Origin of the sequence: Rugosimonospora africana (assembly GCF_016862975.1) — a bacterium.
In the GTDB taxonomy this organism is placed as follows: domain Bacteria; phylum Actinomycetota; class Actinomycetes; order Mycobacteriales; family Micromonosporaceae; genus Rugosimonospora; species Rugosimonospora africana.
The window spans coordinates 1-24,783 of sequence record NZ_BONZ01000094.1 but is presented as its reverse complement, the minus strand read 5'-3'; the positions used below and the strand labels follow the sequence as shown (position 1 = coordinate 24,783).

At 71.4% G+C, this 24,783-nt stretch carries 16 protein-coding genes and 1 pseudogene; 13 read left to right on the top strand and 4 right to left on the bottom strand.

The window, feature by feature from the left end; translation table 11 throughout:
• The first annotated feature begins 14 nt into the window (after positions 1 to 14).
• Together Raf01_RS42425 and Raf01_RS42420 are read left to right on the top strand one after the other, a co-directional pair.
• A complete protein-coding gene (locus Raf01_RS42425; RefSeq protein WP_203923797.1) occupies positions 15 to 917 on the top strand; it encodes a phosphate ABC transporter ATP-binding protein in 903 nt (300 codons plus the stop codon).
• Positions 918 to 976: 59 nt separating this feature from the next.
• A complete protein-coding gene (locus Raf01_RS42420; RefSeq protein ID WP_203923796.1) occupies positions 977 to 2,860 on the top strand; it encodes a tetratricopeptide repeat protein in 1,884 nt (627 codons plus the stop codon).
• Here Raf01_RS42420 and Raf01_RS42415 read toward each other — a convergent pair.
• Positions 2,857 to 4,521 carry a class I adenylate-forming enzyme family protein gene (locus Raf01_RS42415; protein WP_239134412.1) on the bottom strand — a complete coding sequence of 555 codons (1,665 nt, stop codon included), beginning with the start codon at positions 4,519 to 4,521 and terminating at the stop codon, positions 2,857 to 2,859. The genes Raf01_RS42420 and Raf01_RS42415 overlap by 4 nt on opposite strands.
• 214 nt (positions 4,522 to 4,735) lie before the next feature.
• On the opposite strand from Raf01_RS42415, the gene Raf01_RS42410 reads away from it, so the two are divergent.
• The 10 genes from Raf01_RS42410 to Raf01_RS42365 all read left to right on the top strand — a co-directional run bounded on the left by Raf01_RS42410 (position 4,736) and on the right by Raf01_RS42365 (position 18,601).
• Positions 4,736 to 6,346: an NAD(P)-binding domain-containing protein gene (locus tag Raf01_RS42410; RefSeq protein ID WP_203923795.1), complete on the top strand. Its 1,611-nt coding sequence runs from the start codon at positions 4,736 to 4,738 to the stop codon at positions 6,344 to 6,346.
• Between the two features lie 25 nt (positions 6,347 to 6,371).
• Entirely contained in the window at positions 6,372 to 7,490 is a 1,119-nt protein-coding gene (locus Raf01_RS42405; RefSeq protein WP_239134411.1) for an alpha-hydroxy acid oxidase, read from the top strand.
• Positions 7,487 to 8,905, top strand: coding sequence for a cytochrome P450 (locus tag Raf01_RS42400; RefSeq protein WP_203923794.1), 1,419 nt, complete (start codon positions 7,487 to 7,489; stop codon positions 8,903 to 8,905). The genes Raf01_RS42405 and Raf01_RS42400 overlap by 4 nt, the downstream gene beginning before the upstream one ends.
• A 56-nt stretch (positions 8,906 to 8,961) precedes the next feature.
• Positions 8,962 to 10,353, top strand: a complete 1,392-nt coding sequence (locus Raf01_RS42395) for a cation:proton antiporter (protein WP_203923793.1) — start codon at positions 8,962 to 8,964, stop codon at positions 10,351 to 10,353.
• Positions 10,340 to 11,020, top strand: coding sequence for a response regulator transcription factor (locus Raf01_RS42390; RefSeq protein WP_203923792.1), 681 nt, complete (start codon positions 10,340 to 10,342; stop codon positions 11,018 to 11,020). Before Raf01_RS42395 ends, Raf01_RS42390 begins: the two co-directional genes overlap by 14 nt.
• Before the next feature lie 27 nt (positions 11,021 to 11,047).
• Positions 11,048 to 12,283 (top strand): sensor histidine kinase, encoded by a 1,236-nt coding sequence (locus Raf01_RS42385; RefSeq protein WP_203923791.1) that lies wholly within the window; start codon positions 11,048 to 11,050, stop codon positions 12,281 to 12,283.
• 114 nt (positions 12,284 to 12,397) lie between these two features.
• The gene (locus tag Raf01_RS42380; protein WP_239134410.1) at positions 12,398 to 13,225 is read left to right on the top strand and encodes a GNAT family N-acetyltransferase; all 828 of its coding nucleotides are present in this window, start codon (positions 12,398 to 12,400) and stop codon (positions 13,223 to 13,225) included.
• A 255-nt stretch (positions 13,226 to 13,480) separates the two neighbouring features.
• On the top strand, positions 13,481 to 16,354 hold the full coding sequence (locus tag Raf01_RS42375; protein ID WP_203923790.1) for a glycoside hydrolase family 2 protein: 2,874 nt from the start codon (positions 13,481 to 13,483) through the stop codon (positions 16,352 to 16,354).
• Positions 16,355 to 16,441: 87 nt separating this feature from the next.
• Positions 16,442 to 18,028 carry a beta-N-acetylhexosaminidase gene (locus Raf01_RS42370; protein ID WP_275413178.1) on the top strand — a complete coding sequence of 529 codons (1,587 nt, stop codon included), beginning with the start codon at positions 16,442 to 16,444 and terminating at the stop codon, positions 18,026 to 18,028.
• Positions 18,029 to 18,100: 72 nt separating this feature from the next.
• Positions 18,101 to 18,601 (top strand): VanZ family protein, encoded by a 501-nt coding sequence (locus Raf01_RS42365; RefSeq protein WP_239134409.1) that lies wholly within the window; start codon positions 18,101 to 18,103, stop codon positions 18,599 to 18,601.
• 78 nt (positions 18,602 to 18,679) lie between these two features.
• Here the strand turns inward: Raf01_RS42365 and Raf01_RS42360 are convergent, their stop codons facing one another.
• Both Raf01_RS42360 and Raf01_RS42355 read right to left on the bottom strand, forming a co-directional pair.
• Positions 18,680 to 20,140, bottom strand: a complete 1,461-nt coding sequence (locus Raf01_RS42360) for an aminotransferase class V-fold PLP-dependent enzyme (protein ID WP_239134408.1) — start codon at positions 20,138 to 20,140, stop codon at positions 18,680 to 18,682.
• Positions 20,137 to 21,972 carry an ABC transporter ATP-binding protein/permease gene (locus Raf01_RS42355; RefSeq protein WP_203923789.1) on the bottom strand — a complete coding sequence of 612 codons (1,836 nt, stop codon included), beginning with the start codon at positions 21,970 to 21,972 and terminating at the stop codon, positions 20,137 to 20,139. Before Raf01_RS42355 ends, Raf01_RS42360 begins: the two co-directional genes overlap by 4 nt.
• A 138-nt stretch (positions 21,973 to 22,110) precedes the next feature.
• Between Raf01_RS42355 and Raf01_RS42350 the strand changes: the two genes are divergently transcribed.
• Positions 22,111 to 24,198, top strand: coding sequence for a HEAT repeat domain-containing protein (locus Raf01_RS42350; RefSeq protein ID WP_203923788.1), 2,088 nt, complete (start codon positions 22,111 to 22,113; stop codon positions 24,196 to 24,198).
• A 105-nt stretch (positions 24,199 to 24,303) separates the two neighbouring features.
• Here the strand turns inward: Raf01_RS42350 and Raf01_RS42345 are convergent.
• Positions 24,304 to 24,783 (bottom strand): annotated as a pseudogene (locus tag Raf01_RS42345) (NF041680 family putative transposase); the annotation flags it as partial.

The following is a 24,783-nucleotide window of genomic DNA, read 5'->3' as shown; positions in this document are numbered from 1 at the left end:
GAGGACACCGAGCCATGACCGCGCCAGCCGACGGCTACACCGCCCCCGCCGCGTCACCCGTCCCGTACACCCAGGAGTTTCCCGTGCCGCCGCCGGTGCCGCGCGGCGCGCCGCTGACCGGATCGGTGGTACGGGTGGGGCCGCTGGCCGGGTTGGAGGCGCGCGGCGTCAGCGCGTGGTTCGGCGACCACCACGTGCTCGACTCGGTGTCCCTGCAGATGCGCGCCGGTGAGGTGACCGCGCTCATCGGGCCGTCGGGCTGCGGGAAGTCGACGTTCCTGCGGATCCTCAACCGGATGCACGAGTTGGTGCCCTCCGCCGCCCTGGCCGGCGAGGTGCTGCTGGACGGGAAGGACATCTACGATCCGGACCGGCGGTTGACCGAGGCGCGGCGGCAGATCGGGATGGTGTTCCAGAAGCCGAACCCGTTCCCGGCGATGTCGATCTACGACAACGTCCTCGCCGGGCTGAAGCTGACCGGCCAGCGCAAAAACCGCCAGGCCAAGGACGATCTGGTGGAGGAGTGCCTGCTCAAGGCCGGGCTGTGGCGGGAGGTGCGGGACCGGCTGCGCCAGCCGGGTGGCGCGCTGTCCGGTGGGCAGCAGCAGCGCCTGTGCATCGCCCGGTCGCTGGCCATCCGCCCGCGCGTGCTGCTGATGGACGAGCCCTGCTCCGCGCTGGACCCCACATCGACCCGGGTGATCGAGGAGACCATCGCGGAGCTGGTCGCGGAGGTCACCATCGTGATCGTGACGCACAACATGCAGCAGGCCGCGCGGGTGTCCCAGCGCTGCGCGTTCTTCCTCGCCGAGCAGAACACGCCCGGGTACATCGTGGAGCACGGCCCCACCGGGGCGATGTTCACCTCGCCCCGGGACCCGCGTACCGCCGACTACGTCCACGGCCGGTTCGGCTGATCTGCCCGAGCGTGTGGGAGCGTTCCCAATACATCGACGATCGACTATCATCTGGAGCCGTGTCCGGGACCGCCACCGAGCAGCGGCAGCGCGACGCGCTGATCGTCGCCGGTACTCTCGCGCTGTCCGTCGTGCTCTACGCGGGCGTGTTCGGCAGCGGGTTCCTCGAGTTCGACGACCCCGACAACGTGCTGGACAACTACTCGATCCGGGCGCTGTCCTGGCCGAACCTCGAGCACTGGTTCACCACGCCGCTGCAGTACATGTACACCCCGCTGGTGTCCCTCTCGTACGCGCTGGACTACCACGTCGGGCAGCTGAACCCGGCCGCGTACCACATCACCAACCTGGCCCTGCACCTGGCCAACATCGTGCTGGTGTACCGGCTGTGCCGGATGTTGACCAAGCGCGCGTTCATCGCGCACTTCGTGACCGTCGCGTTCGCCGTCCACCCGGTCAACGTGGACACCGTCTCCTGGGTCTCCACCCGCAGCACCCTGCTCGCCACCCTGTTCTCGCTCGCCACCCTGGTGGCCTACCTCCGGTACGCGCGCCGCCGGAGGTGGCCCTGGCTGGCCCTGGCCGTGCTGCTGTTCGTCCTGGCGGTGCTGTCCAAGTCGACCGCGGTGGCGCTGGCGGTGTGCCTTCCGGTGCTGGACTACTGCCGGGGCCGGAGGTTCGGCTGGCGGCTGGTCGCGGAGAAGGTTCCGTTCGGCCTGGTGGCGCTGGCCGGCGGGCTGCTCACCCTGCACTTCCGCGTGGACACCGACTCGCTGTACCACTACACCCTCCTCGACCGCGCGATTCTGGTCTGCTCCGCGCTGGTCGGGTACCTCGTCCGGGCGGTCGTCCCGTACCCGCTGGCGTTCGCGTACGCGTACCCGGCCAAGACCGGCGCGTTCCTGCCCTGGTACCTCTACCTGTCGCCGGTGGTCCTGGTCGTGCTGGGGTTCCTGCTGTACCGGGCGCCGGTGCCGAGGAAGCTGCTGCTGTTCGGCCTGTCCTTCTTCGTGGCCAACGTGCTGCTGAGCCAGGCGGCGCTGCTGGAGGACAACTACCTGTCCAACCGGTACGTGTACCTGCCGTACCTCGGCCTGTTCCTCGTCCTCGCCGAACTCGTCCGGGGTTTCGTCGAGGCGAACCGTGGCTGGCGGGCCCGGTGGCTCCCGGTGTGGCCGGCACTGCTGGCCGTGGTCGCCGTGCTGTTCGGGGTCGCCACGTTCACCCGCGTCCTGCTCTGGCACGAACCCGTGCGGGTGCTGGACAACTCGATCGCGCACCAGCCGGACGTGCCGTTCGTCTACAGCATCCGGGGCATGACCGAATACAAGAGCGGCGACTATCCGGCCGCCCTGCGCGACTTCGAGAAGACGCTCTCGCTGGACCCCACGTTCACGCTGAGCTACTACTACCGCGGCGTCATCAAGGGCCTCGACGGCGACAACGCCGGGGCCATCACCGACTACGACAAGGCGATCTCGCTGTCCTCCGGGTTCGGCGCCGCGTACAACGAGAGGGGCAAGGCCGAGCTGGCGCTGGGCAACTACGCCAGCGCGCTGACCGACGTGAGCTACGCCCTCTCGCTCGACAGCTACTTCGTCGACGCGTACCTCAACCGGGGCCGGGTGTACGCGGCGATGAACCGGTACCCCGAGGCGATCGCCGACTACCGCCGGGCGGCGCAGCTCTACCCGAACTACCCGGACACCTACAACGACCTGGGCGTCGCCGAGCTGGCGTCCGGCGACCCGGAATCCGCCGCCGCCGACCTGAGCACCGCCATCCAGCTGAACCCGCAGTACGGCGAGGCGTACTTCCACCGGGGCGATGCCCGGAAGCGGTTGAACGACCAGGCCGGCGCGTGTTCCGACTGGCGCAGTTCGGCGGCCTACGGCTACCCGGCCGCGAGCCAGAGCGTCGAGGCCAACTGCCCCGGGGGTTAGGGCACCGCGGCTTCGCCTCGGGGCACCGCGGGTTCGCAGGGCACCGCGGCTTCGCCGAAGCGGGCGAGCATCGCGCGCTTGTCCGGCTTGCCGCTCTCCGCGGCGAGCACCTTCGGGATGAACGTGATCGCGGCGGGCACGCTGCCCTCGCCGAGGGTGTCGCGGACCAGCGCGGTCAGCTGTTCGCGTGGCGGGGTGCGGCCGGCGGCCGGCCGGACGAGGGCGTGCACCGCCTCGCCGGTGCGCTCGTCGGGGACCCCGACGACGAACGCCTCGTCGACGTCCGGGTGCAGGGCGAGCACCCGTTCGATGGGGCCGGCGTAGTAGACCATCGCGTTGACGATGACGATGTCCCGGCTGCGGCCCACCAGGTGCAGGAATCCGTCGCCGTCGAGGTGGCCCAGGTCGCGGGTGCGCACCCAGCCGTCGACGAACACCTCCGCGGTCTGCTCCGGATCGCCCCAGTAACCGGAGGTCTGCCACGGCGTGCGGACGTAGATCTCCCCGTCGGTGCCCGGCGGCACCGGCCGGTCCTGGTCGTCGCGGACGCTCACCTCGACCTCGGGATGCGGCCGCCCGACCGAATCCAGCGCGGCCTGGCCGGACGCGCTCAGCTCGTCGGGGGTGAGCAGGGTCAACGACCCGGCCTCGGACTGACCATAAGCCTGAAAGACCACCGGCCCGAGGCGCCGGGTGGCGTCGGCCAGCCGGTGCGGGTGCAGCGGTGACCCGGACACCATCACCGACCGCAGGCTGCTCACGTCGAACGGGTGCTCGTCGAGCGCGTGCTCATCCAAGACGTCGAGCAGCTGGTACAGGCGGGGAACCGTCATGATGGTGCCGGTGATGCCGTACCGCTCGATGACGGCGGGGAAGAACGGCTGCGGGGTCTGGTCGGGAATGACCGCCACCCCGCCGTGAAAGAGGCTCAGCAGCACGTAGTTCATGACCACCGGGCTGGACAGCGTGCCGAACAGCAGGCAGCGGTCGAGCCCGTCGGCCATCCGCGCCATCGCGCCGGACCACCGGTCGGGAGCGCACGTCCAGTCCGCGGCCAGCGCCCCGTAGGTGGCCGCGCACCCCTTGGGCTGGCCGGTGCTGCCGCTGGTGTAGGTGATCCGGGCGATGTCGTCCGGGCGGCCCGCGGCGACCAGCGGTTCGTCGCCGGGATCGGCGTCGCCGCTGGGCAGGCCGCCGGCGAGCAGGTCGGTGGCGCCTGGATGGCTGCCCAGCGAGTACCGCGGGATGCTTCCGGCCAGGGTGACGAGGTCGCGGTTCGCGACGGCCGGATCGAAGACGACCGCGTCGATGCCCCCGGTGAGCAGGTGGGCGAACTGTCCCGCGGTCAGCCCGGGGCGTACCGCGCTGACCCGCGCACCGATCGCGTACGCGGCGAAGATGGCGGCGAAGCCCTCGGGCGAGACGCCGGGCAGCATCGCGACCCCGGTGCCCGGCCCGATCCCCGCGCCGCGCATCGCGGCGACCAGGCGCCGGATCGTCGCGAGCGTCTGCCGGGCGGTGACGATCCGGCTCCCGTGCTCGAAGCAGGGCCGGTCTCCGGACCTCTCGAGCAGGTCGATGAGGGCCTGCGGATAGGCCGGTGAGGTTTGTGCGCGCATCACGTCCCCGTTCGCCGCCGCGCGATATCGAAGCTCGATCATTCTGCGGCCGTACCGGGTCATGCCGCAATGGCGCATCGGCACCGGATCGCCGTCATTGCCACGTTCCCCGGATCCTCGCCCGGCTTTGAGGTGGTTCTGAGATTCAGTGACGAGTGTCCATCCCTGTGACGACCGGTCCGGCTCGGCGCGTCCCGCGCCACTCGACGAGCCGGACCAGTCCTCGTGCAGACGTCGTTGCGGACCGGAGGTCGGCGTGTCCAACACAGTTCTCGACTACCTGGTCATCGGGGCCGGACCGGCCGGGCTTCAGCTCGGTGCGCTGCTGGCCGGTGGTGGCCACGACTACCAGATCCTGGAGGCCGGGGACGCGGCCGGCACGTTCTTCAGCACGTACCCGAGACACCGGACGCTCATCTCCAACAACAAGCGGCACACCGGCACCGAGGACGCCGAGCTGAACCTGCGGATGGACTGGAACTCGCTGCTGTCCGACAACCCGGAACTGCTGTTCACCCGGTACACCCCGCGGTACTTCCCACCGGCTGAGACGTTCGTGCGGTACCTGGCCGACTTCGCGGCGGCGTTCGACCTGCGGATCCGGTACGGCACCCGAGCGGTGCGGATCAGCCGGGACGGCGCGGACGGATTCGCGGTCACCGACTCCGGCGGCGAGGTGTGGCGGGCCCGGCGGCTGGTGATGGCGACCGGGGTCAGCCGCCCGTACATCCCGCCGATCCCCGGCATCGAGTCCGTGGAGCAGTACCCGACGGTGTCGGTGGATCCGGACGACTTCGTCGACCAGCGGGTGCTGATCCTGGGCAAGGGCAACTCCGCCTTCGAGACGGCGGACAACCTCATCGAGACGGCCGCCGTCATCCACGTCGCCGGGCCGAGTTCGGTGCACCTGGCCTGGAAGACGCACTACGTCGGCCACCTGCGCGCGGTGAACAACAACTTCCTGGACACATACCAGCTCAAGTCCCAGAACGCGATCCTGGACGGCAACGTCCTGTCGATCGAACCGGACAACGGCGGGTACCGGGTGCGGTTCTCCTTCTCCCGAGCCGACGAGGTGGTCAAGGAACTGTGGTACGACCGCGTCATCGTGTGCACCGGGTTCCGGTTGGACACGTCCCCGTTCGACGAGGACTGCCGGCCGGAGCTCATGTACAAGGACCGGTTCGCGACGCTGAGCCCGGCGTTCGAGTCGGTCAACGTACCCGGGCTGTACTTCGCCGGTACCCTGATGCAGCAGCGCGACTTCAAGAAGGCCACCAGCGGGTTCATCCACGGTTTCCGCTACTCGGTCCGGGCGCTATACCACATCCTGCGCCAGCGTCACGAGGACCTGCCCTGGCCGCAGCGCGAGGTCGCCGCCGACCCGGACGCGTTGACCGGCGCGGTGCTCGACCGGGTCAACCGCAGTTCCGCGCTGTGGCAGCAGTTCAGCGTGCTCGCCGACCTGGTCGTGGTCGGCTCCACCGGGCCGGCCCGCTACCTCGACGAGGTCCCGGTCGGCTACGCGGCGCAGGGCGTGTTCGGCGACGAGTACTTCGCCGTGACCCTGGAGTACGGGCCGGACCACGACAAGGTCGATCCGTTCGACATCACGGTACGGCGCACCGCGCAGGACGCCGCCGCCGACGCGCCCGACGCCAGCTACCTGCACCCGGTCATCCGGCACCACCGGGGCGGCCAGCTCGTCGCCACGCACCACGTCGCGGAGAACCTGGAGAACGAGTGGGACAAGCCACTCGCGCACCGGGCGCCGCTGCGCGACTTCTTCGCCCGGCAGCTCACCGGTTCCGGCGAGCCTGCCGGCCCGCCGGACGAGGCGCGGACGCCGGCGCCGGCCACGCGTTGAGCGCCCGCACGCGTTGGGTACGGACATGCACGCGTTGGGCGCGGATCCAGCTGCGCGGCCGGGTCCAGCAGACCCGCTCAACCTCCGCGAGTTCCAGGCCGCCGCGAAGTCCACAGTGGACCCGGTGTACTACGACTACCTCGCCGGCGGCGCGTGGGACGAGGTGACGCTGCGGGACAACGAGGCCGCGTTCGGCCGGCTGAGCCTGCTGCCCCGGGTGCTGCGCGGGCACGAGAAGCGCGAGCTGGACGTGTCGCTGTTCGGCTGCCCGGCGAGCAGCCCGGTGCTGATCTCGCCGACCGCGTTCCACCGGCTGGTGCATCCCGAGGGTGAGCGCGCGACCGCGCGGGCCGCGGCGGCCACCGGGACCATCATGGTGGTCAGCATGGCCGCCACGGTCGCGGTCGGGGACATCGCCGCGGCGGCCCGGGAAGCGGCACCGGAGGGCGGGCCAGCGCTGTGGTTCCAGCTGTACCTCCAGCCGGACCGGGAGGTCACCGAGGCACTGGTGGCCCGAGCCACCGCGGCCGGCGCGCGGGCGCTGGTCGTCACCGTCGACTCGCCGGTGTTCGGAACCCACGAACGCGACCGGCGCAACGGATTCCTGGACCTGCCGGCCGGCATGGCGTGCGAGAACATGCGCGGGCTGCCGGGCGGCGAGCCGGACGCGGTACGCCCGATCGCGATGTCGCCGCGGATCTGCTGGGCCGACGTGGACTGGCTGCGCCGGTCGACCTCGCTGCCGGTGCTGCTGAAGGGCGTCGTGCATCCGGAGGACGCCAGGCTGGCGCTGCGCCACGGCGTCGACGGGCTGGTGCTGTCGAACCACGGCGGCCGGCAGTTGGACACCGTACCGGCCACCATCGACCTGCTGCCCGACATCGTCGCGGCGGTCGGCGGCCGGATCCCGGTGATCCTGGACGGCGGGGTGCGGCGCGGCACCGACGTGGTCAAGGCGCTGGCGCTCGGGGCCAGCGCGGTGGGCATCGGCCGGCCGGTGCTGTGGGGGCTGGCGGTCGACGGCGAGCGGGGGGTGCGGCGGGTGCTGGACCTGCTGCGCGATGAGGTGGACACCGCGCTGGCGCTGTGCGGCGCGGCCTCGCCCCGCGACCTGACTCCCGACCTGGTGAGGGGACGTCCATGACGGTCTGGCTCGCGGTGGCGGTGGTCGCGCTCGCCTTGGTGGTATCCGCGCCGTACTGGCTGCCCGGCTTCGTGGTCGGGGTGCGGGAGCGCATCTTCGCCCGGGTCAACGGCGACGAGGGGGTGCCGGTGCCCGGGCGGCAGGTCGGTGTCGCCGACTTCAGGCGGGTGTACGCGCACCCGGCCGCGAACGGTCGCAGTCGCGGCGCGGCGCTGTCCGACCTGTTCTGGTACTGGCTGGCCCCCGGGCCGCAGGTGCACCAGGAGCACCTGGAGCCGGGGCCCCGGTACGACGAGGCCGCCCGGGCCACCCGGCAGATCCTGGCCCGGCTGCGCAAGGACGAGTGGGAGGACCTGGTCGGCCGGTGCGCCGCCCGGGTCCTCGACGACTGGCGACCCGCCACGGCGCCGGGGCGGCGGCGGCGGTGGACCGCGGTGCGGCTGCGCGACCTGATGATGCCGATCTGGGCCGAGGTCTACTACGAGGCGGTGTTCGGCCAGCCGTGCCCGCCGGAGGTACGCGACCTGATCGTGGCCAACGCCGACGACGTGGTCAGCGCGCTGAAGTGCACCCGGCTGCGCCACCTGGGCCGGCGGGACCGGCTCACCCGGTACCTGCGCGGGCGCGTCGACGCCGGCACCGTGCCGGTGCCACTGCCGTCCCTGTTCTCCCCGCAGGAGCAGGCCTGGTACCTGCAGGGAACGTTCTTCAACACCGCGGTCGTGCAGATGTCGGAGGCGATGGCGCACCTGCTCATGGTGGTCGCCGAGCGCCCCGACATCCAGGAGCGGCTGCGGGCCGGCGACGGCGGCCACCTCGACCGGGTCATCGACGAGACCATGCGGGTGTACCCGCTGTTCGGCGTCGCGCACCGGATCACCTCGGCGGACATCACGCTGGACGGGCTGCCCACCATCCCGGCCGGCTCGGTACTGCTGTTCCACTACGCCGAGTACCAGCACTCGGGGCTGCCCGGCGGCGACCACCTCGACCCGGACCGCTGGGCGCACCTGGCGCCCGGTGAGGCGAACTTCATCCCGTTCGGAGTCACCGCGAACCGGCCCTGCCCGGCCCGGGGGATCGCCCCGCTGAGCCTGCGGGTGGTGGCGCACGCGGTGATCGCGCGGTTCGCGCTGGCCACCTCCGCGGGGCACACCCGTTCGCTGCCCAACCGGGGTCCGTGCCTGCTGGCCGGGGCGCCGGCGGGGACGTCGGCCGGGGTGCCGGTCGGGGCGCCGCGACCGCGCGCTCGCTTGGCCGCGATGCGCGTGCGCGACCGGTGGGAGGACGTCTCCCGCAGCCTCGTGCAGCTCGCGCTCGGGACGTACATGGTGCTCGACGCCCGGCGCCAGCGACTGTGCCAGACCTACTTCGCGAGCCTCGACCACGCGGGCGCTACACCACCCGGCCGCTGACCCCCTCACCCCGACGCCGCACCAGCACCGACGACCCGCCGGACAGGAGCGACACGATGACCGCCAACGAACTCGCACCCAGGTTCTTCATCGCCGCCATGGTGATCCTGCTGGTCTGCCGGCTGGTGAGCGTCGCGGTGAGCCGGCTGCGCCAGCCGCCCGTGGTCGGCGAGATGATCGCCGGCGTGCTGCTCGGCCCGTCGCTGCTCGGGCTGCTCGCGCCCGGTCTGGAGGACGCCATCTTCCCGGACGAGCTGCGCCCGGTGCTGTACGTGGCCGGCCAGATCGGCCTGGTGGCACTGATGTTCCAGGCCGGCCGGGAACTACGGTCACACCTGCGCCAGGGGCTCGCCGGCACGGCCGCGTCTGTCTCGGTGGGCGGGATCGTCGTACCGCTCGCGTTCGGAGTCGTGCTCACGCTGGCCGTCCGGGGGCACGTCGACATCTTCGCGCCGGGGGTGAGCGTCGGGGTGTCCGCCGCGTTCGTCGGCGTGACGCTGGCCATCACCGCGTTTCCGATGCTCGCCCGCATCATCAACGAGCGCGGGCTGGCCGGCACCCGGTATGGCTCGCTCGCGCTGGCCAGCGGGGGAGTGGACGACGCCGTCGCCTGGGTCGCTCTGGCCGCCGTGCTGAGCGTCGCGTCCGGGCACGCCTGGCCGGTGCTGAAGGCGGTCGGCGGTGCGGTGCTGTTCGGCGTGGTACTCGTCGTGGTGGTGCGCCCGGTGCTGAGCCGGATCCTGAACCGGCCGGGAGTCGCCGACGGTACCGTCGTCCTGCTGATCCTGTCCGTGCTCTTCGCTGCGGCCTGGTTCACCGACGAGATCTCGCTGTACGCGGTGTTCGGCGCGTTCTCCGTCGGCCTCGCGTTGCCCGACACCCCGGCGGCGGCCCGGGTGGAACCGACGACGAACGCGCTCAGTTGGGTGTTCGTGCCGATGTTCTTCGTGTACTCCGGGCTGAACACCCGGTTCAGCCTGTTGACCGACCCGGCCCTGCTGCTGTTCTCGCTCGCGGCGGTGGCGGCGGCGATCGCCGGCAAGTTCGGCGCGTGCTGGTTTGCCGCCCGGCTGCGCGGCGAGCCGCAGGCGGTGGCCCTGCGCCTCGGCGCGCTGATGAACGCGCGCGGCCTGATGCAGCTGATCGCGCTGAACGTCGGCCTGCAGGCGCACCTGGTCAACCGGGAGATGTTCACCGCACTGGTCCTGGTGGCCCTGATCACCACGACGATGACCACGCCGGTGCTGATGTGGCTGGACCGGCGCCGGCCGGTAGCGGACGCCGCAGCGCTCGACGCCGCATCGCCCAACGCCGCGACGCTCGACGTGACAACGCCCGACGCCGAAGCTCGCGGCGCCGCAGCTCCCGACGGCGTGCCGACGATGATGGCTTCCGACGCGGCGCATGACGGGCGGCGAATGGCATCATTGCCGCATGACGCAGGATAGCCGGGCCGAACCCCCGCGCCTGCTCGTGATGGAGGACGACAGCGAACTGGCCGAAATGCTGGCCACTCTCCTGGGCGGCAACGGCTTCGCGGTCGACGTGGCCGAGGACGGTCAGCGCGGCCTGCATTTCGCGCTCAGCCGCCGGTACAACGTGATGCTGATCGACCGGCGGCTGCCCGCCATCGACGGGCTGGAGGTGCTGATCCGGCTGCGGCGGCGCGCGGTGACCACCCGCGCGCTGATGCTGACCGCGCTCGGCGACCTGGCCGACCGGGTCGACGGGCTCAACGCCGGGGCCGACGACTACCTGGTCAAGCCGTTCGAGGTGGACGAGCTGGTGGCCCGGGTCCGGGCGCTGAACCGCCGGTTCCTCGACGAGGCGCAGCTGGTACCGGTCGGCGACGGGTTCCTGAACATGTCGTTACACGAGGTGACGCTGCCGGACGGCCGGCGGGTGGCCCTGTCCCCGCGGGAGTTCGAGCTGCTGCGGATGCTGGCCGTGCGGCCGGGCGCGATCCACTCCAGGGACCAGTTGCGCAGCCGCCTGTTCGAGGACACCAGTGCGGAGTCCATAGTGGACACCTACGTGTACTACCTGCGCCGCAAGCTGGGCAGCGGAGTCATCCGTACGGTTCGCGGGTTCGGGTACCAGATCGGTGCGCTGTGACGGCCGTCCCGCGATGAGCTTCCCGCGATGACCGCCCTGCGCGGGAGCCGGAGCCGGCGGCTGCCGCCGGAGCAGCGCGCGCTGCGTCGAGGTCGGCTGATGCTGAGCCTCCAGCTCGCCGGCGCCATCACCGCCATCGTCGTCCTGGTCGGCGGGCTGGCCTACGTGGTGACCGTGCACCGCCAGCGGGCCCAGGTGAGCATGACCCTCGGGTACGTGCTCGGCCAGGACCGGACCGGCGCTGTCGACCCGTGTTCCTGGCTGTTCGTGCTGCGCGACGGGCGGTTGGTCGGCGCCGACCAGGCTCCGGCCGGCCTGCCGCTGAGCGCGCCGGTGAACGCGGCGCTCGGTGGCGCTCCGGTCGCCACGGTAGTGCTGCGGGCCAACGGGACCGTGTACGCGGTGCGCACGGCCCGGTACGGCGGCGAGGTGCGCCAGGCGGCCTTCGACGAGCGGTGGCAGCTGTCCGACCGGCGGCAGCTGATGGACGCGCTGGCGATGGCGGAGCTGGCCGGGCTGCTCATCGCGGCGGTCACCGGCCGGCTGCTGGCCTGCCTGGCCATCGCACCGCTCGACGAGGCGCTGGCCAAGCAGCGGCGGTTCGTCGCGGACGCGAGCCACGAACTGCGCACCCCGCTGACCCGGCTGCACACCCGCGCGCAGATGCTGCTGCGGCGCCCCGAAGCCGACGTACCTTCCGAGGTGAGCGATGAGCTGCGCCGGATCGTCGCCGGTACCCGGGAGCTCAATGAGATCGTCGACGACCTGCTCAACTCGGCGGGACTGGCGGCGAGCCGGCCGGGCGGCGGCCCGATCGATCTCGCGGACGTGGCGGGTGCGGTGGCCGAGGCCGAGCAGCCACGCGCCCAGCAGGCCGGAGTGTCCATCGCGGTGCGGCGGGAGGCGCAGGCCAGCGTGGTGACCGGGATAGAGTCGGCGCTGCGCCGGATGGTCTCCGCGTTGGTGGACAACGCGATCGGGCACAGCCGGCCGGGTGGGCACGTGTGGCTCACCGTGTCCACGCCGGATCGCGGGCGGCTGGTCGAGCTGGTCGTGGCGGACGACGGTACCGGGCTCGACCCGGCCGACCGGCGCCGGGTTTTCGAGCGTTTCCACCGGGGCAGCGGCGGCTCCACCGGGCGGCACGGGCTGGGGCTGGCGCTGGTCCGCGAGGTGGTGGTGGCGCACGGGGGCACGGTCGAGGCGGACGGCCGGCCGGGGTCGGGCAGTTGCTTCACGGTCCGGCTCCCGGCCGCCCGGTAGCGGTCCGGCTTCGGGCCGGCCGATCCCGCCCGAGCCGCTCGATCCCGCCCGAGCGGCCCGCGGGCCCGGCGAAATCGGCTGGCGGCCGGCCCGCTCGCCGGTGAGGATGGGCCGGTGATCGACCGGATCGAGCGGCTGACGCCCCACGACCTGCCCGCCTGCCTCGCACTTGCCGAGGACCGCGAGTGGCTGCCCGAGGAGCACAAGTGGCGGCTACTCTTCGCCGTCGGCACCGTGTACGGGCTGCGCGACGATGCCGGGGACCTGGTCGGCACCACCGTGCTCACCCGGTACGGCAACCGGCTGGCGGCCATCAGCATGGTGCTCGTCGCCACCCGGTACGGCCGGCGTGGCCTGGGCCGGCGGCTGATGGCACATGCGCTCGGCGAGGCCGGCGACGCGACCGTGTTCCTCAACGCGACCCGGCACGGGCGCCCGCTCTACGAGAAGCTGGGCTTCGTCCGGATCGGCGCCACCCACACGCATGTGGGCCCGTTCGAGCCCACCGACCCGGCCGGCACCAGTGACGCCGGCCCCGGCGACCTGGCCGCGATGCTCCGGCTCGACGCCGAGGTCTGCGGCGCCGACCGGGGGCATGTCGTGCGGCGGCTGCCGGACTTCGCCGAGCGGATCCGGGTGGTGCGGCGGCAGGGGATCGTCAGCGGCTTCGCCGGCGCGTGGCGCAACGTCGACAACGTCGTCATCGGGCCGGTCATCGCGCGGGACGAGACGGACGCGAGGGCGTTGATGGGCGACATCGCCGCGACGGTCGACGGACCGGTCCGGCTCGACCTCGACGGCCGGCATCCCGGGCTGCGCGAGTGGGCGGCCCGCCGGGGCGTACCGGAGAGCGGATCCACCACGGTGATGGCGTACGGCGCCCCGGCGCTTCCCGGCGACCGCGACCGCTGGTTCGTCCCGCTCATGCAGGCGCTCGGCTGACCGGCGCGCCACCGGCCCGGTGACCGAAGCCCCCGGTGGCCGAAGCCCCCGGTGGCCGAAGCCCCCGGTGACCCAAGCCCCGTGACCGAACCCCCTCACCGAAGCCCCGTTACCGAGCTGGAACCGACTGGCGTCGATATGCTCGGCGCTGATGGTTAGACTGCCTTCCTAACAACTGTCGATGCCCCACCGGCTCGCACCGCTCGTCCCGTTGCGCCGACCTCAGTTGCGCCTACCTCAAAGGAGCGCACCCCCATGAGACGCAAGGCAACCAGGAGAAGGCAGCTGACCGCCGTGGCGGTCACCCTCGGCGTCGCCGTACTGCCGGCGTGGGCCGGGGTACTGGACACCCCAGCCCACGCGGCGCCGTCACCGGCCGTGCCCGCCTCGACCGCCGCGCTTACCTCGACCGCCGCGGACACCGGGTCGAGTGCCGTCACCGATCTCGGTGCCACCACCGGTTGGAAGGTGCTGACCAGCGCGACGGCCACGCAGACCGGCGCGCAGATCTCGACGCCGGGATTCTCGACCAGCGGTTGGCTGTCCGTCGCCAACGACGACGGGCAGGCGCCCGGTACCGAGATCAACGCCCTGCTTCAGAACGGCGGCTGTCCCGGCGTGTTCGTCTCCGCCACCATGAAGACCTGCTTCGGGCAAATGACGAAGGTCGGCGCGGACACCATCGCCCAGTTCTCCGTGCCCTGGTGGTACCGGACCGACTTCACCGCACCACCGGCCGGGCAGGACGCGAAGCTCATCGTCAACGGAGTCGTGGGCAAGGCCGACGTGTGGGTGGATGGCACCGAGGTGGCCACGTCCGCCACCGTCGCCGGCGCGTACGCGAAGCGGGTCTTCGACGTCACCGGCCTGCTCCGGGCGGGTACCAACTCGGTGGCGATCGAGGTGTACCCGAACAACCCGAACACGATGCTGACGCTGGACAACGTGGACTGGACGCAGATCCCGCCGGACAACAACACCGGCATCCAGTTCCCCGTTCAGTTGCAGGCCGGCGGGCCGCTGGTCGCCGGCAACGCCCACGTCGTGCAGAACACGGCCGCCGACCTGAGCAGCGCGGCGCTGACGGTGAAGACGGACGTCACGAACACGTCGGGTACCACGCAGACCGGTGCCGTGACGGCGACCGTCAGCCCGCCGTCCGGGTCGCCGGTCACCGTGACGCAGACCGTGACCGTGGCGGCGAACACCACCCAGACCGTGTCCTTCACGCCGTCCGCGTTCGCCGCGCTGACGATCGCCCATCCGCAGATCTGGTACCCGTACCAGCTCGGAGCGCAGCCGCTGTACACGTTGACCACGTCCGTGGCCCAGGGCGGCACGGTGCTCACCACGACGAGTGGGACATTCGGCATCCGTACCGTGACGTCCACCCTGGTCGGTGCGTCGTCTCTGGCACCCGACGGCGTACGGGCGTTCCGCGTCGACAACGTACCGATCGTCATCCGGGGCGGCGGCTTCGATCCGGACCTGTTCCTGCGCTACTCGTCGGCGGACATCGCCAAGCAGATCGCGTTGATGAAGGGGATGGGCGTCAACACCGTCCGGCTCGAAGGTCACTTCATGCCGGACGACTTCTACCAGCAGATGGACGCGGCCGGCATCCTCGTCAACGCGGGGTTCCAGTGCTGCGACTTCTGGGAGACCACCAGCTACGGCAGCGCGGACGCCGCCACGTACCAGCTGTCGGCCCAGTCCATCGGGCAGGCGCTGCGCGACCATCCGTCGGTGTTCAGCTTCCAGTGGAGCGACAACGCGCCGAGTTCCAGCCAGGAGTCGCTGGCCCTGCAGGGCTTCGCGGCGGCCGACTACTCCGGCCCGTTCATCTCCTCGGCGGAGAACAAGAGCAGCCCGCAACTGGGCGCCGCCGGTGAGAAGGAGGGCCCGTACGACTGGGTACCGCCGACCTACTGGTACGACACCAGCCACTCCGGCGGCGGCGACCTCACCAACTCCGGAGGCGCCTGGGGCTTCGACAGCGAGCAGAGCGCCGGGAACACGGTGCCGACCCTCGACTCCATCAACCGGTTCCTGTCCGCCGCCGACCAGACGGCACTGTGGCAGAGCCCCGGCGCGAACCAGTACCACACCAACTACGAGGGCACGAAGCACACCGGGTACGCCTTCGGCACCCTGTACAACCTCGACACCGCGATCAGCAGCCGGTACGGCGCCCCGTCGAGCCTCGCCCAGTACGTCGAGGAGGCCCAGGTGGCCAACTACGAGAACACGCGGGCGCAGTTCGAGGCGTTCATCGCCCACTCGACGGCCACGGCGGCACCGTCCACCGGCACCATCTACTGGCAGCTCAACAAGGGCTGGCCGACGCTGCTGTGGTCGCTGTACAACAACGACGGCGACCAGGCCGGCGCGTACTTCGGGGTGCAGGCAGCCAACCGGCCGCTGCACGCCCTCTACGCCCTCGACACCGGCACCGTGACCCTGGACAACCTGGGCGCGACGAGTCAGGCAGGCCTGTCCGTCGAGGCGAAGGTCTACAACACCGCCGGTGCGGTGTTGGACGACCGCACGTCGGGCACCATCACGCTGGCCAGCCAGCAGGTGCGTACCGCCGTGCTCACCCCCACGGTGCCGACCACCGCCAACACGGTCTACTTCGTCGAGCTTGTGCTGCGACAGAACGGTACCGTCGTGGACCGCAACGTCTACTGGCAGCCGACGACTCCGGACGTCGTCAACTGGAACAAGACGATCGGCAACCCGCAGGCGACGATGAAGTCGTACGCGAACCTGACCGCGCTGAAGAACCTGCCGACGGCGGCGATCGGCGCGTCCGCCACGACGGTCAGCCAGCCCGGCCCGGCCGGCGCCGACCGGCGCACCACGGTCACCATCACCAACAACTCGTCCACCCCGACCGTCGGGTTCTTCCTGCGCGCCGACATCCGGCGGGGCACGGCAAGCGGCGGCGAGGCGTCGGGCGACAACGAGCTGCAGTCGTCGATCTGGGACGGCAACGACATCACGCTCTGGCCGGGGGAGTCCCAGTCGGTGACGGTCACCTGGCGGTCGGCGGACCTGCAGGGCGCCACCCCGGTGGTCAGCGTCTCCGGCTGGAACGCGCCGAAGGTCGACGTGCTGGCGGGCTGACCCTCAACGGGCTGCCCCTCAGCGGGCTGACCTCGACGGGCTGATTTCAGCGGGCTGATTTCACCGGGCACCGGGAAGGGGACTCAGATGAACAGGATGATCAGCCGCACCGCGCTGCCGGTCGGACTCGCCGCGGCCGCGCTCCTCTGGGCGGGCGCCGTCGCACCGGCCGGCGCCGTGGCATCCGCCGGGACGCCCGCCGTCCCGGCGTTTCCCAACGTCGTCGTGCCGGCACCGGTGAGCGCCGTCGCCAGCGGCGCGACCTTCACGCTCGGCCCGGCAGCCACGATCGCCTCGGACGCCGCGGACGTCGGCACGTACCTGGCCGGCGTCCTGCGGCCGTCCACCGGGTACCCGGTACCCGTCTCGACCGGTGGCACGGGCACCATCGAGCTGCTCCTGTCCGGCGCGCCCGCGAGCGTCGGAGCGCAGGGCTACCAGCTCACCATCACCGCCACCGACGTCGTCATCCGCGCCAATCAGGCCGCCGGGCTCTTCGCCGGCGTGCAGACGCTGCTCCAGTTGCTCCCGCCGGCTGTGCAGAGCCGCACGACCGCGCCGGGACCGTGGACGGCGCCGGGTGGCACGATCGTCGACTATCCGCGGTTCGCCTACCGGGGGGCGATGCTCGACGTCGCCCGGCACTTCTTCACCGTCGCACAGGTCGAGCGCTACATCGACGAGATCGCTCAGTACAAGATTAACTACCTGCACCTGCACCTGTCGGACGACCAGGGTTGGCGCATCGCCGTCACCAGCTGGCCGAGGCTGGCCACCTACGGCGGCAGTACCGAGGTCGGCGGCGGCCCGGGCGGCTACTACACCCAGTCCGACTACTCCGCCATCGTCGCGTACGCGGCCTCCCGCTACGTGACCGTGATCCCGGAGATCGACATGCCCGGGCACACCAACGCCGCGCTCGCCTCCTACGCCTCCCTCAACTGCAACGGGGTCGCGCCCAAGCTGTACACCGGAACGAACGTCGGGTTCAGTTCGCTGTGCGTCCCGCTGGAGTTGACGTACACCTTCATCGACCAGGTCATCGGCGAACTCGCCGCGCTGACCCCGGGACCGTACCTGCACATCGGCGGCGACGAGGCCAGCTCCACCACGGCGGCGGACTACGCGTCCTTCGTCAACCGCGTGCAGCAGATCGTCGCGGCGCACGGCAAGACCGTCCTCGGCTGGCACGACATCGCCAACGCGACGCTGCTGCCCTCGACCGTGGCCCAGTTCTGGGACACCACCACGACCGACCCGGCACTGGCCTCGGCGGTCGCGTCCGGCACGAAGGTCGTCATGTCACCCGCCAACCACGCGTACCTCGACATGAAGTACACCAAGAAGATCAAGCTCGGCCAGACCTGGGCCGGCCTGATCGACGTCAACACGGCGTACGGCTGGAATCCCGGCGCGTACGTGTCGGGAATCGGCGAGCCGTCGGTACTCGGGGTCGAAGCTCCACTGTGGACGGAAACCCTCGTCACGTCCGCCGACATCGACTACATGGCGTTCCCGCGCCTGCCGGCCATCGCCGAACTCGGCTGGTCGCCGTGGAGCACCCACGACGTCACCGCGTTCCACGCCCGCCTCGGTGCGCAGGGGCCGCGCTGGAGGATCCAGGGCGTCAACTACTACCCCTCGACGCAGGTGACCTGGCCCGCCGGGTCGTAGCATCCCGGGCCTGCCGGCGGCGGTGATCCAGTGGGACGCCGCCGCCGGGCGCGCACCGGTAGCGTGGGCGCGGTGAGCGGGGTGTGGCAGAGCTGGGGCGGTGTACTCCTGGTGTCCGCCGCCGGGCTGCCGCTGGCCGGCCTGATGGTGTGGGCACTGGCGAGGGCGTGGCCGCTGCGTCCGGTCCGGTACGCGGTGGCCGAGGTGGCGATGGTGGCCGGCACCGTGCCGTGGCTCTGGATGATCCTCACCCCCTCACCCGGCACCCCGCGCCGGCTCAGCCTCGTCCCGCTCCGCGATCTGACCCAGCTCGCACCGGCCGACCTGGTCGTGCAGATCGGCGGGAATCTGCTGGTCTTCGCCGCCCTCGGCTTCTTCCTGCCGATCCGCTTCGCGGCGCGCGTGCCGACCGTGCTGGCGGTGGCCGTCGCCGGTTCGGTGACCGTGGAGACCCTGCAGTACGTGCTCGACCTCGGGCGCGTGTCGTCGGTCGACGACGTTTTCGTGAACGCGGCCGGCGCCGGCCTGGCCGCGGTGTGTTCGCTTTCGACCGGTCTGGCTCGGCGCGTCTGACGCCGCGCCAGACGCGCCGAGCCAGACCAGTCGCCACTGGTGGCGCGTACGCCGGGGCGGCGGCTCGGCGTCGCCGGTTCAGCAGACCAGTCTCGGCGGCAGTCCGGTCGTGTCCGCCCGCCGGTCCCGGTAGGTCCGCTCGGCGAAGGCCAGGAACCGCTCCACGTCCGGGAACGTCGACGCCAGCCCGAACGAGGCGCGGACCGCGCCACCGGTGGCCAGCCCGATCAGCGTCAGGTACTCGTCGACCGTACGCACCCCCCAGCCCATCGAGCCGCGCAGCCGCCGCCGGCCGATACCGAACGCGCCCTCGCCGGCTCCGGGATTGCAGAAGCACCCGGTACGCAGCGAGAACCCGGCTTCGGCCGTCTCGCGCGCCACCAGGCGTTCGTCCACGAGCCCGCCGTCCGGGTCGAGGAAGTTGAAGGTCACCGTGGCTCCCCGGTCGCGCAGGTCCGCGGGGCCGTACACGCGCGCTATCGGAGCGCCGTTGCTGTGCCGCATCTGCAGCAGCCGGTGCAGCAGCCAGCCGGTGAGGCAGCCGACCCGGCGCGCGATGACGTCCACGCCGACGCTGTCCAGAAAGGACAGTCCGAACTCGACATCGGGGATGCTGAGAAAGTTCAGGGTTCCGTCCTCGAACGCCGACTCGCTGTCCAGCAGCCGGTGCCAGTTCGGCTGGACGCTGACCGCGACGATGGTGCCGCCGGCGAACCACGGCCGCCGCAGGCGGGCGAGGGCGTCGCGCCGGGCGACCAGGCACCCCAGGCCCGTCGGGTACCCGAAGAGCTTGTACCAGCTGACACAGACGAAGTCGGCCGGCACCGCGGTCAGGTCCAGCCGGCCGGTGGGCAGGTACGCGGCGGCGTCCAGCAGGACGTCGTACCCGTACCCGTGCGCCAGGTCGACCCAGCGCAGCGGGTGCCGTACCCCGGTGAAGTTGCTCTGTGCGGGGAAGGCGAACAGGCCGCGCCGGGTGAGCGCCCGGCCGCCGCGCCGCAGCGCCGCGATCAGGTCGCGTTCCTCGACCCGCAACTCGCCCGGCTCCAACGGCACGTAGCGCACCCGGGCGCCCCGGTCGCGGGCGAACTGGCGGATGCCGTTGACCGAGTTGTGGTTGTCGAACGTGAGCACCAGGCGTCGCCCGCGACCGAACGGGTACGCCTCGCCCACCAGCCGGCAGGCCGCCGTCGCGTTGGCGGTGAAGATGACCGTGTAGTCCTCGGGCGAAGCGTTCAGGTGGGCCAGCACGGCGCGGCGAGCGGAGGCCACCCGCTCGTCCGAGGCGCGTGCGGTCGGGTTGTTCGAGTGCGGGTTGCCGTAACAGCGTTCGCTCAGCCGCCGCGCGTGTTCGGCCAACTGGGCCGCCGCGGGTACGCCGGCACCGGTGTAGTCCAGGTACACGCCGCCGTCACGGTCCAGGTGCGCGTACTCGGTGGTGCGCAGCTCGTCCAGCCGGGCCGTGGTCGAATACTCCGGGTAGCGGGCCAGGAATTCCGGGGTACCGCTGTCCGGAACTGCTGGCAGCGTCACGGTCACGCGGCACGCACCCGGTGGTTGTACTTCCGAGCGAGCACCGCACAGGTGGCCGCGAAGAACAGTACGGCGAAGCCGGCGAGGACCACCCAGTCCACCCACACCGGCCGGGAGAAGGTGTGCCCGTACGTGGCCAGCAGCGGCGGCCCGAGCGGGGATCCGCCGTCGCGCCACAGGTGCTCGACGCCGACCGTGTGCCCGAGCGCCTCGAAGCACCACCGGTTGGACATCGCCCAGCTGACCCAGCGGCCAACCGGAGCCATCACCGGTACCGGCAGGATCGCGCCGACGAACAGCACCTGCGGGAAGCAGAGCATGGGCAGCATCAGCGTCGCCTGGGTGGCGTCGGAGACCGCGGCCGAGCAGAGCAGCCCGAGCCCCAGCGCACCGGCCGAGGCGAGCAGCACGGTCACGTACAGCGCGCCGAACCGCGACCACGGCAGCGCCGGCAGCCGGTCCAGCCCCCGCAGAACGCCGAGCAGCAACAGGTCGGCGAGCGCCAGCAACGGCAGCAGCACCGCGGCCTTGGACACCACGTACGGCACGACGCCCAGGCCGGCCCGAACCTCACGGCGCAGGACCGGGAACTCCGCGCAGATCTGGAGCAGCCCGTAGATGAGGCCGAAGAAGAACACCCCGAACGCGATCCAGAACAGCACCATGACGGTCGCGCTGGGGCTGGGGTGCGCGAACGCGAACGCGTGCGCCTTGAACAGCATCAGGAACATCAGCACCACCGCCACCGGCGAGCCGAGCAGGATGGCCAGCGTCAGGCCGTTGCGGCACAGGATGTCGACGCCCCGCACGGTCAGCAGCGCGGTCTGCCGGAACGGGCCGAGTGGCCGCCCGGCGGCGTTCGGGCCGCCGTTTCGACCGCCGCCGGCATGCTCGTTGGCCCGCTCGCCGGTCCGTTCTCCGGCATGCTCACCGGCATGCTCGCCGGCCCACTCGCCGGTCGGGGAGGCGCCCGGCGGCGGCACGGCGTCCGGCTGGGTGGCGGGTGCCGCGGAGGTGACGGTCGCGGCGGGCGAGGCGGCGAACCGCACGCTCCACACCGCCGGATCCGCTTCCTCAGCGATCCGGGCGTAGATGTCCGCGATCGTGTCCGCGGCGAAGTAGGCGCGGGCCCCTTCCGGGGTACCGGCGAACGCCAGGTGTCCGTCCCGGGCCAGCACCACGACCCGGTCGCAGCGTTCGACGTCCGCCGGGTTGTGGGTGGTCACCACGACCGGTACCGCGTCCCGCGCGATCCGGCGCAGCAGCCGGAGCAGGTCGACCGCGGTGTGCGGGTCGAGGCCCGAGGTCGGCTCGTCGAGGAACAGCACCCGCGGCCGGGCGAGCAGCTCCACCCCGATGCTGGCGCGCTTGCGCTCGCCGCCCGACAGCGACCCGACGCGTACCCCGGCCCGGTCGGTCAGGCCGAGCACCGCGAGTACCTCCGCCACCCGGCGGTCGATCTCCGCCGCGCCGGTACCGGCGGGAAGGCGCAACCGGGCCGCGTACCGCAGCGTCCGCTCCAGCGGCAGCTGCAGGTGAATGATGTCGTCCTGCGGCACGTACGCCACCCGGGACGCCTCGGCCGCCTGGTCGACGCCGCCGTACCGGACCCGGCCACCGGCCGGCGGCCGGATCCCGGCGAGCGCGTCGAGCAGCGTCGTCTTGCCGACACCGCTGGCTCCGATGATGGCGACCAGTTCGCCGGGCTCGACGGTCAGCGAGACGCCCCGCAGGGTACGGTGCCCGCCCCGGACGACCTGGACCAGATCCTCGGCCTCGATGCGCAGCCCGGACCGCGTCGTGGCGATGTCCGGCGCTGCTGACCCACGCACGGTCATGCTGCTCCCAGCGCTGTCAGGCCCCCGCGGATCGACATGTGCGATTTCCGGCACACGGTAGCAGGACAGGGCCCGCCCTCAGCGTCTTTCCTCTGACCGGACCACGGATTGTCGGTGGCGTCGGGCATACTGCCGCCCATGTTCTCGGGACTTGACGACGTCGACTGGTCGTCGCTGCACCACGCCTACGGCACCGCCGAGGAGGTGCCCGGGCTGCTGAGAGCGATGGCCTCGCCCGACGCCGACGCCCGTGCAAAGGCGGTGAGCAGGTTCTACAGCGCCGTCCACCATCAGGGCGACGTCACCTCATGCACGACGGTCACCGTGCCGTTCCTGCTCGAACTGGCCCGCACCCCCGATCTGCCAGGCCGGGCGGAGATCGTCGGGCTGCTCGTGAGCATCGGTACCCACGCCGTCGAAAGCTACGACGACGTCCTCGTCGACTACTCCGGCGAAGAATCCAACCACGCCCTGGCCGCGGACCTGATCCGCGAACGGGCCGAGGACTTCATCGCGTTCACCACCGACGACGACCATCGACTGCGCCGCGCCGCCATACCCGCCCTGGCACAGTTCGTTGACGACGCACCCCGCGCCGCCGGACTGGTGCAGGACCGTCTCCGGCGCGAAGAACGGCCTATGCATCGCCTTCTGCTCGTCGAGACGATGGCGCAGTTGACGCTGCGCCTGCCCGCGGCCCTGGGCGAAGCCACCGCCTGGTTCGACGCCCTCGCCGACGACACCGATTTGGAACCCGAGATCCGGCTGGCGGCCCTGGCCGAGCGCGCCCTATGCGTCCCGGATGCGATCAACCCGGACCTCGTTCCCACCACGGCAGCCCTGGTGCACCGGATCGCCCTCAACCCGCTGCCGCCGAGCGTATGGGCCGGTCCGCCGCGCCAGACCACCCCGGTGACGGGCGCACCCCCGCAGATCGCGGACGCCTTCCGCCAGCTCGAGTACCACAACGCTGTCTACACGCCGACCACAGATCTGCTGCGAACCTTCCACACCGCACTGGGCGCTCGGGTCGCCGACCGCACGGCGCTGTTGACCGCACAACTAGACAGTGTCGATCCGGGTAGCCGCCTGCGGGCGCTGCGCATGGCGGGAGACCTCATGCGTAACAGCCGCGGAGACCACAGCACACTCATCAGACGGGTCGCAACACAGCTCGACGACGCCAACTTCGAGGTGTCGGCCGAAGCCGCAGACGTCCTGTCCGCCTGCCAGGCGATCGCCGAACCCGCCCGCGACAGCCTCGCCGCGCACATTTCCTCCCAGACAGCGACACACGGGCCCGATGTGTGGGCCGCCCCCGATCGGCGGCTGCGCCGCGCCCACCAAAACGCGGTGCTGGCCCTGGCCCGCATCGGCGACGACCGGGCTGTCCCCCACCTGCTGACCGCGCTCGACGGCGAAGTTGACTCCTGGCGGGCCGTCGAGGTCGCCGGATGCCTTACTCAGGCCGCGGCGGAGTTCACTCCGCGGCTCTGCCGGCACCTGGCTGCCGCCGATCTCGCAGCGCAGCAGCCGTTCGACACCGGCACGCGCGCACTGCTGACCGCACTCGGTCGCCTGGCCGATCCCGCGGCGCTGCCGTCGGTCCTCGCCACCCTTGACACCGCAGTCCGCCTGAAGCACTGGTCGATCGCCGCGGATGCCGTACGGGCGCTGGGAGCACTCGGGCCCTCGGCAGCCCCGGCGCTGTCCATGATCCGGGCTCTGACCGGCTGCCCGGACGGGCATGTGCGTTCCGCCGCGCTCAAAGCCCTGTCGGCCCTCGGTGTCGGACCAGACGAGCTCATGCCGCTGGTCCTGGATGCATTGAGCGGCACCACAAGCTTCTGGATACGCGACGCCGTCGACATCCTCGCCACGATCCCCCCTGCGGCGGGATCCGCGGCCGTCCCGCGCCTACAGGAGTTGCTGGAGAACAGCTATGACTGGACCAGGATCTTCGCCGCGGCGGGGCTGTGGCACGTCGCTGGTGAGGTGCATACGCAGGCCGTCCTGGACACCCTGCTTCAAGCATGGAATAACAACGGCGCAACCGCGAACTTCGTCCTGCAAGTCTTGAAGGTGATGGGGTCGGCCGCGGCCCCGGCCCTTCCCTACCTGGTAGCGGAACTGGCCAACACGAGACGCAGCGGACGGTTCGCAAGCATCGACGACGACGAGGACCTGCAGGAAACGGCCCGCGACCTCATCGTCCGACTCGGGTAGCCTGGCACCGCCGAACAGAGGCTCGGTCGACCAGGAATTTCTCCACATCGATGCCCCGACACGCCCACCGCACGTCAGTTCGGGAACGGGATCTCAGCTTGTTCTTTAAGTGCGTTGCATGCGGGCTGTGATGGTCAGGTCGCGTTTGATGGTTTTGCCGATGTCATAGCTGGGTGCTGGTCTGCGGTTTGGTGAACCGGGTGGGCGGCCGGGGCCGGGCTTGCTGGGTTTCGGCGCACCGGCGGGTAGAGCGCTGGTCGGTCGGAGGTTCCGAAACCTCGCCGGACCCGAGCGGGGTGAGCCACTGCGGAAGCGCGGGGCGTTCCCACGAGCAACGCAGGTCGGCGGCCAAGGGCCGGGCGAGGCGTAACTGGGTGTGGGCGGTGATGACGATCCAGGTCCACCGGTCGGCGGCCTCGGGGTACGGATCTTCGGGCGGGGTCCAGCCGAGGGTCTGTTTGAACAGACGGAAGGTGTGCTCCAGGTCGAAGCGGCGTAGGAACGCTCGCCAGCAGCGGTCGACATCGGCTGGGGTGGCGCCGACGGCGGAGGACCACAGCCGGGTCGAAAGTGTCGTAGCCCGTC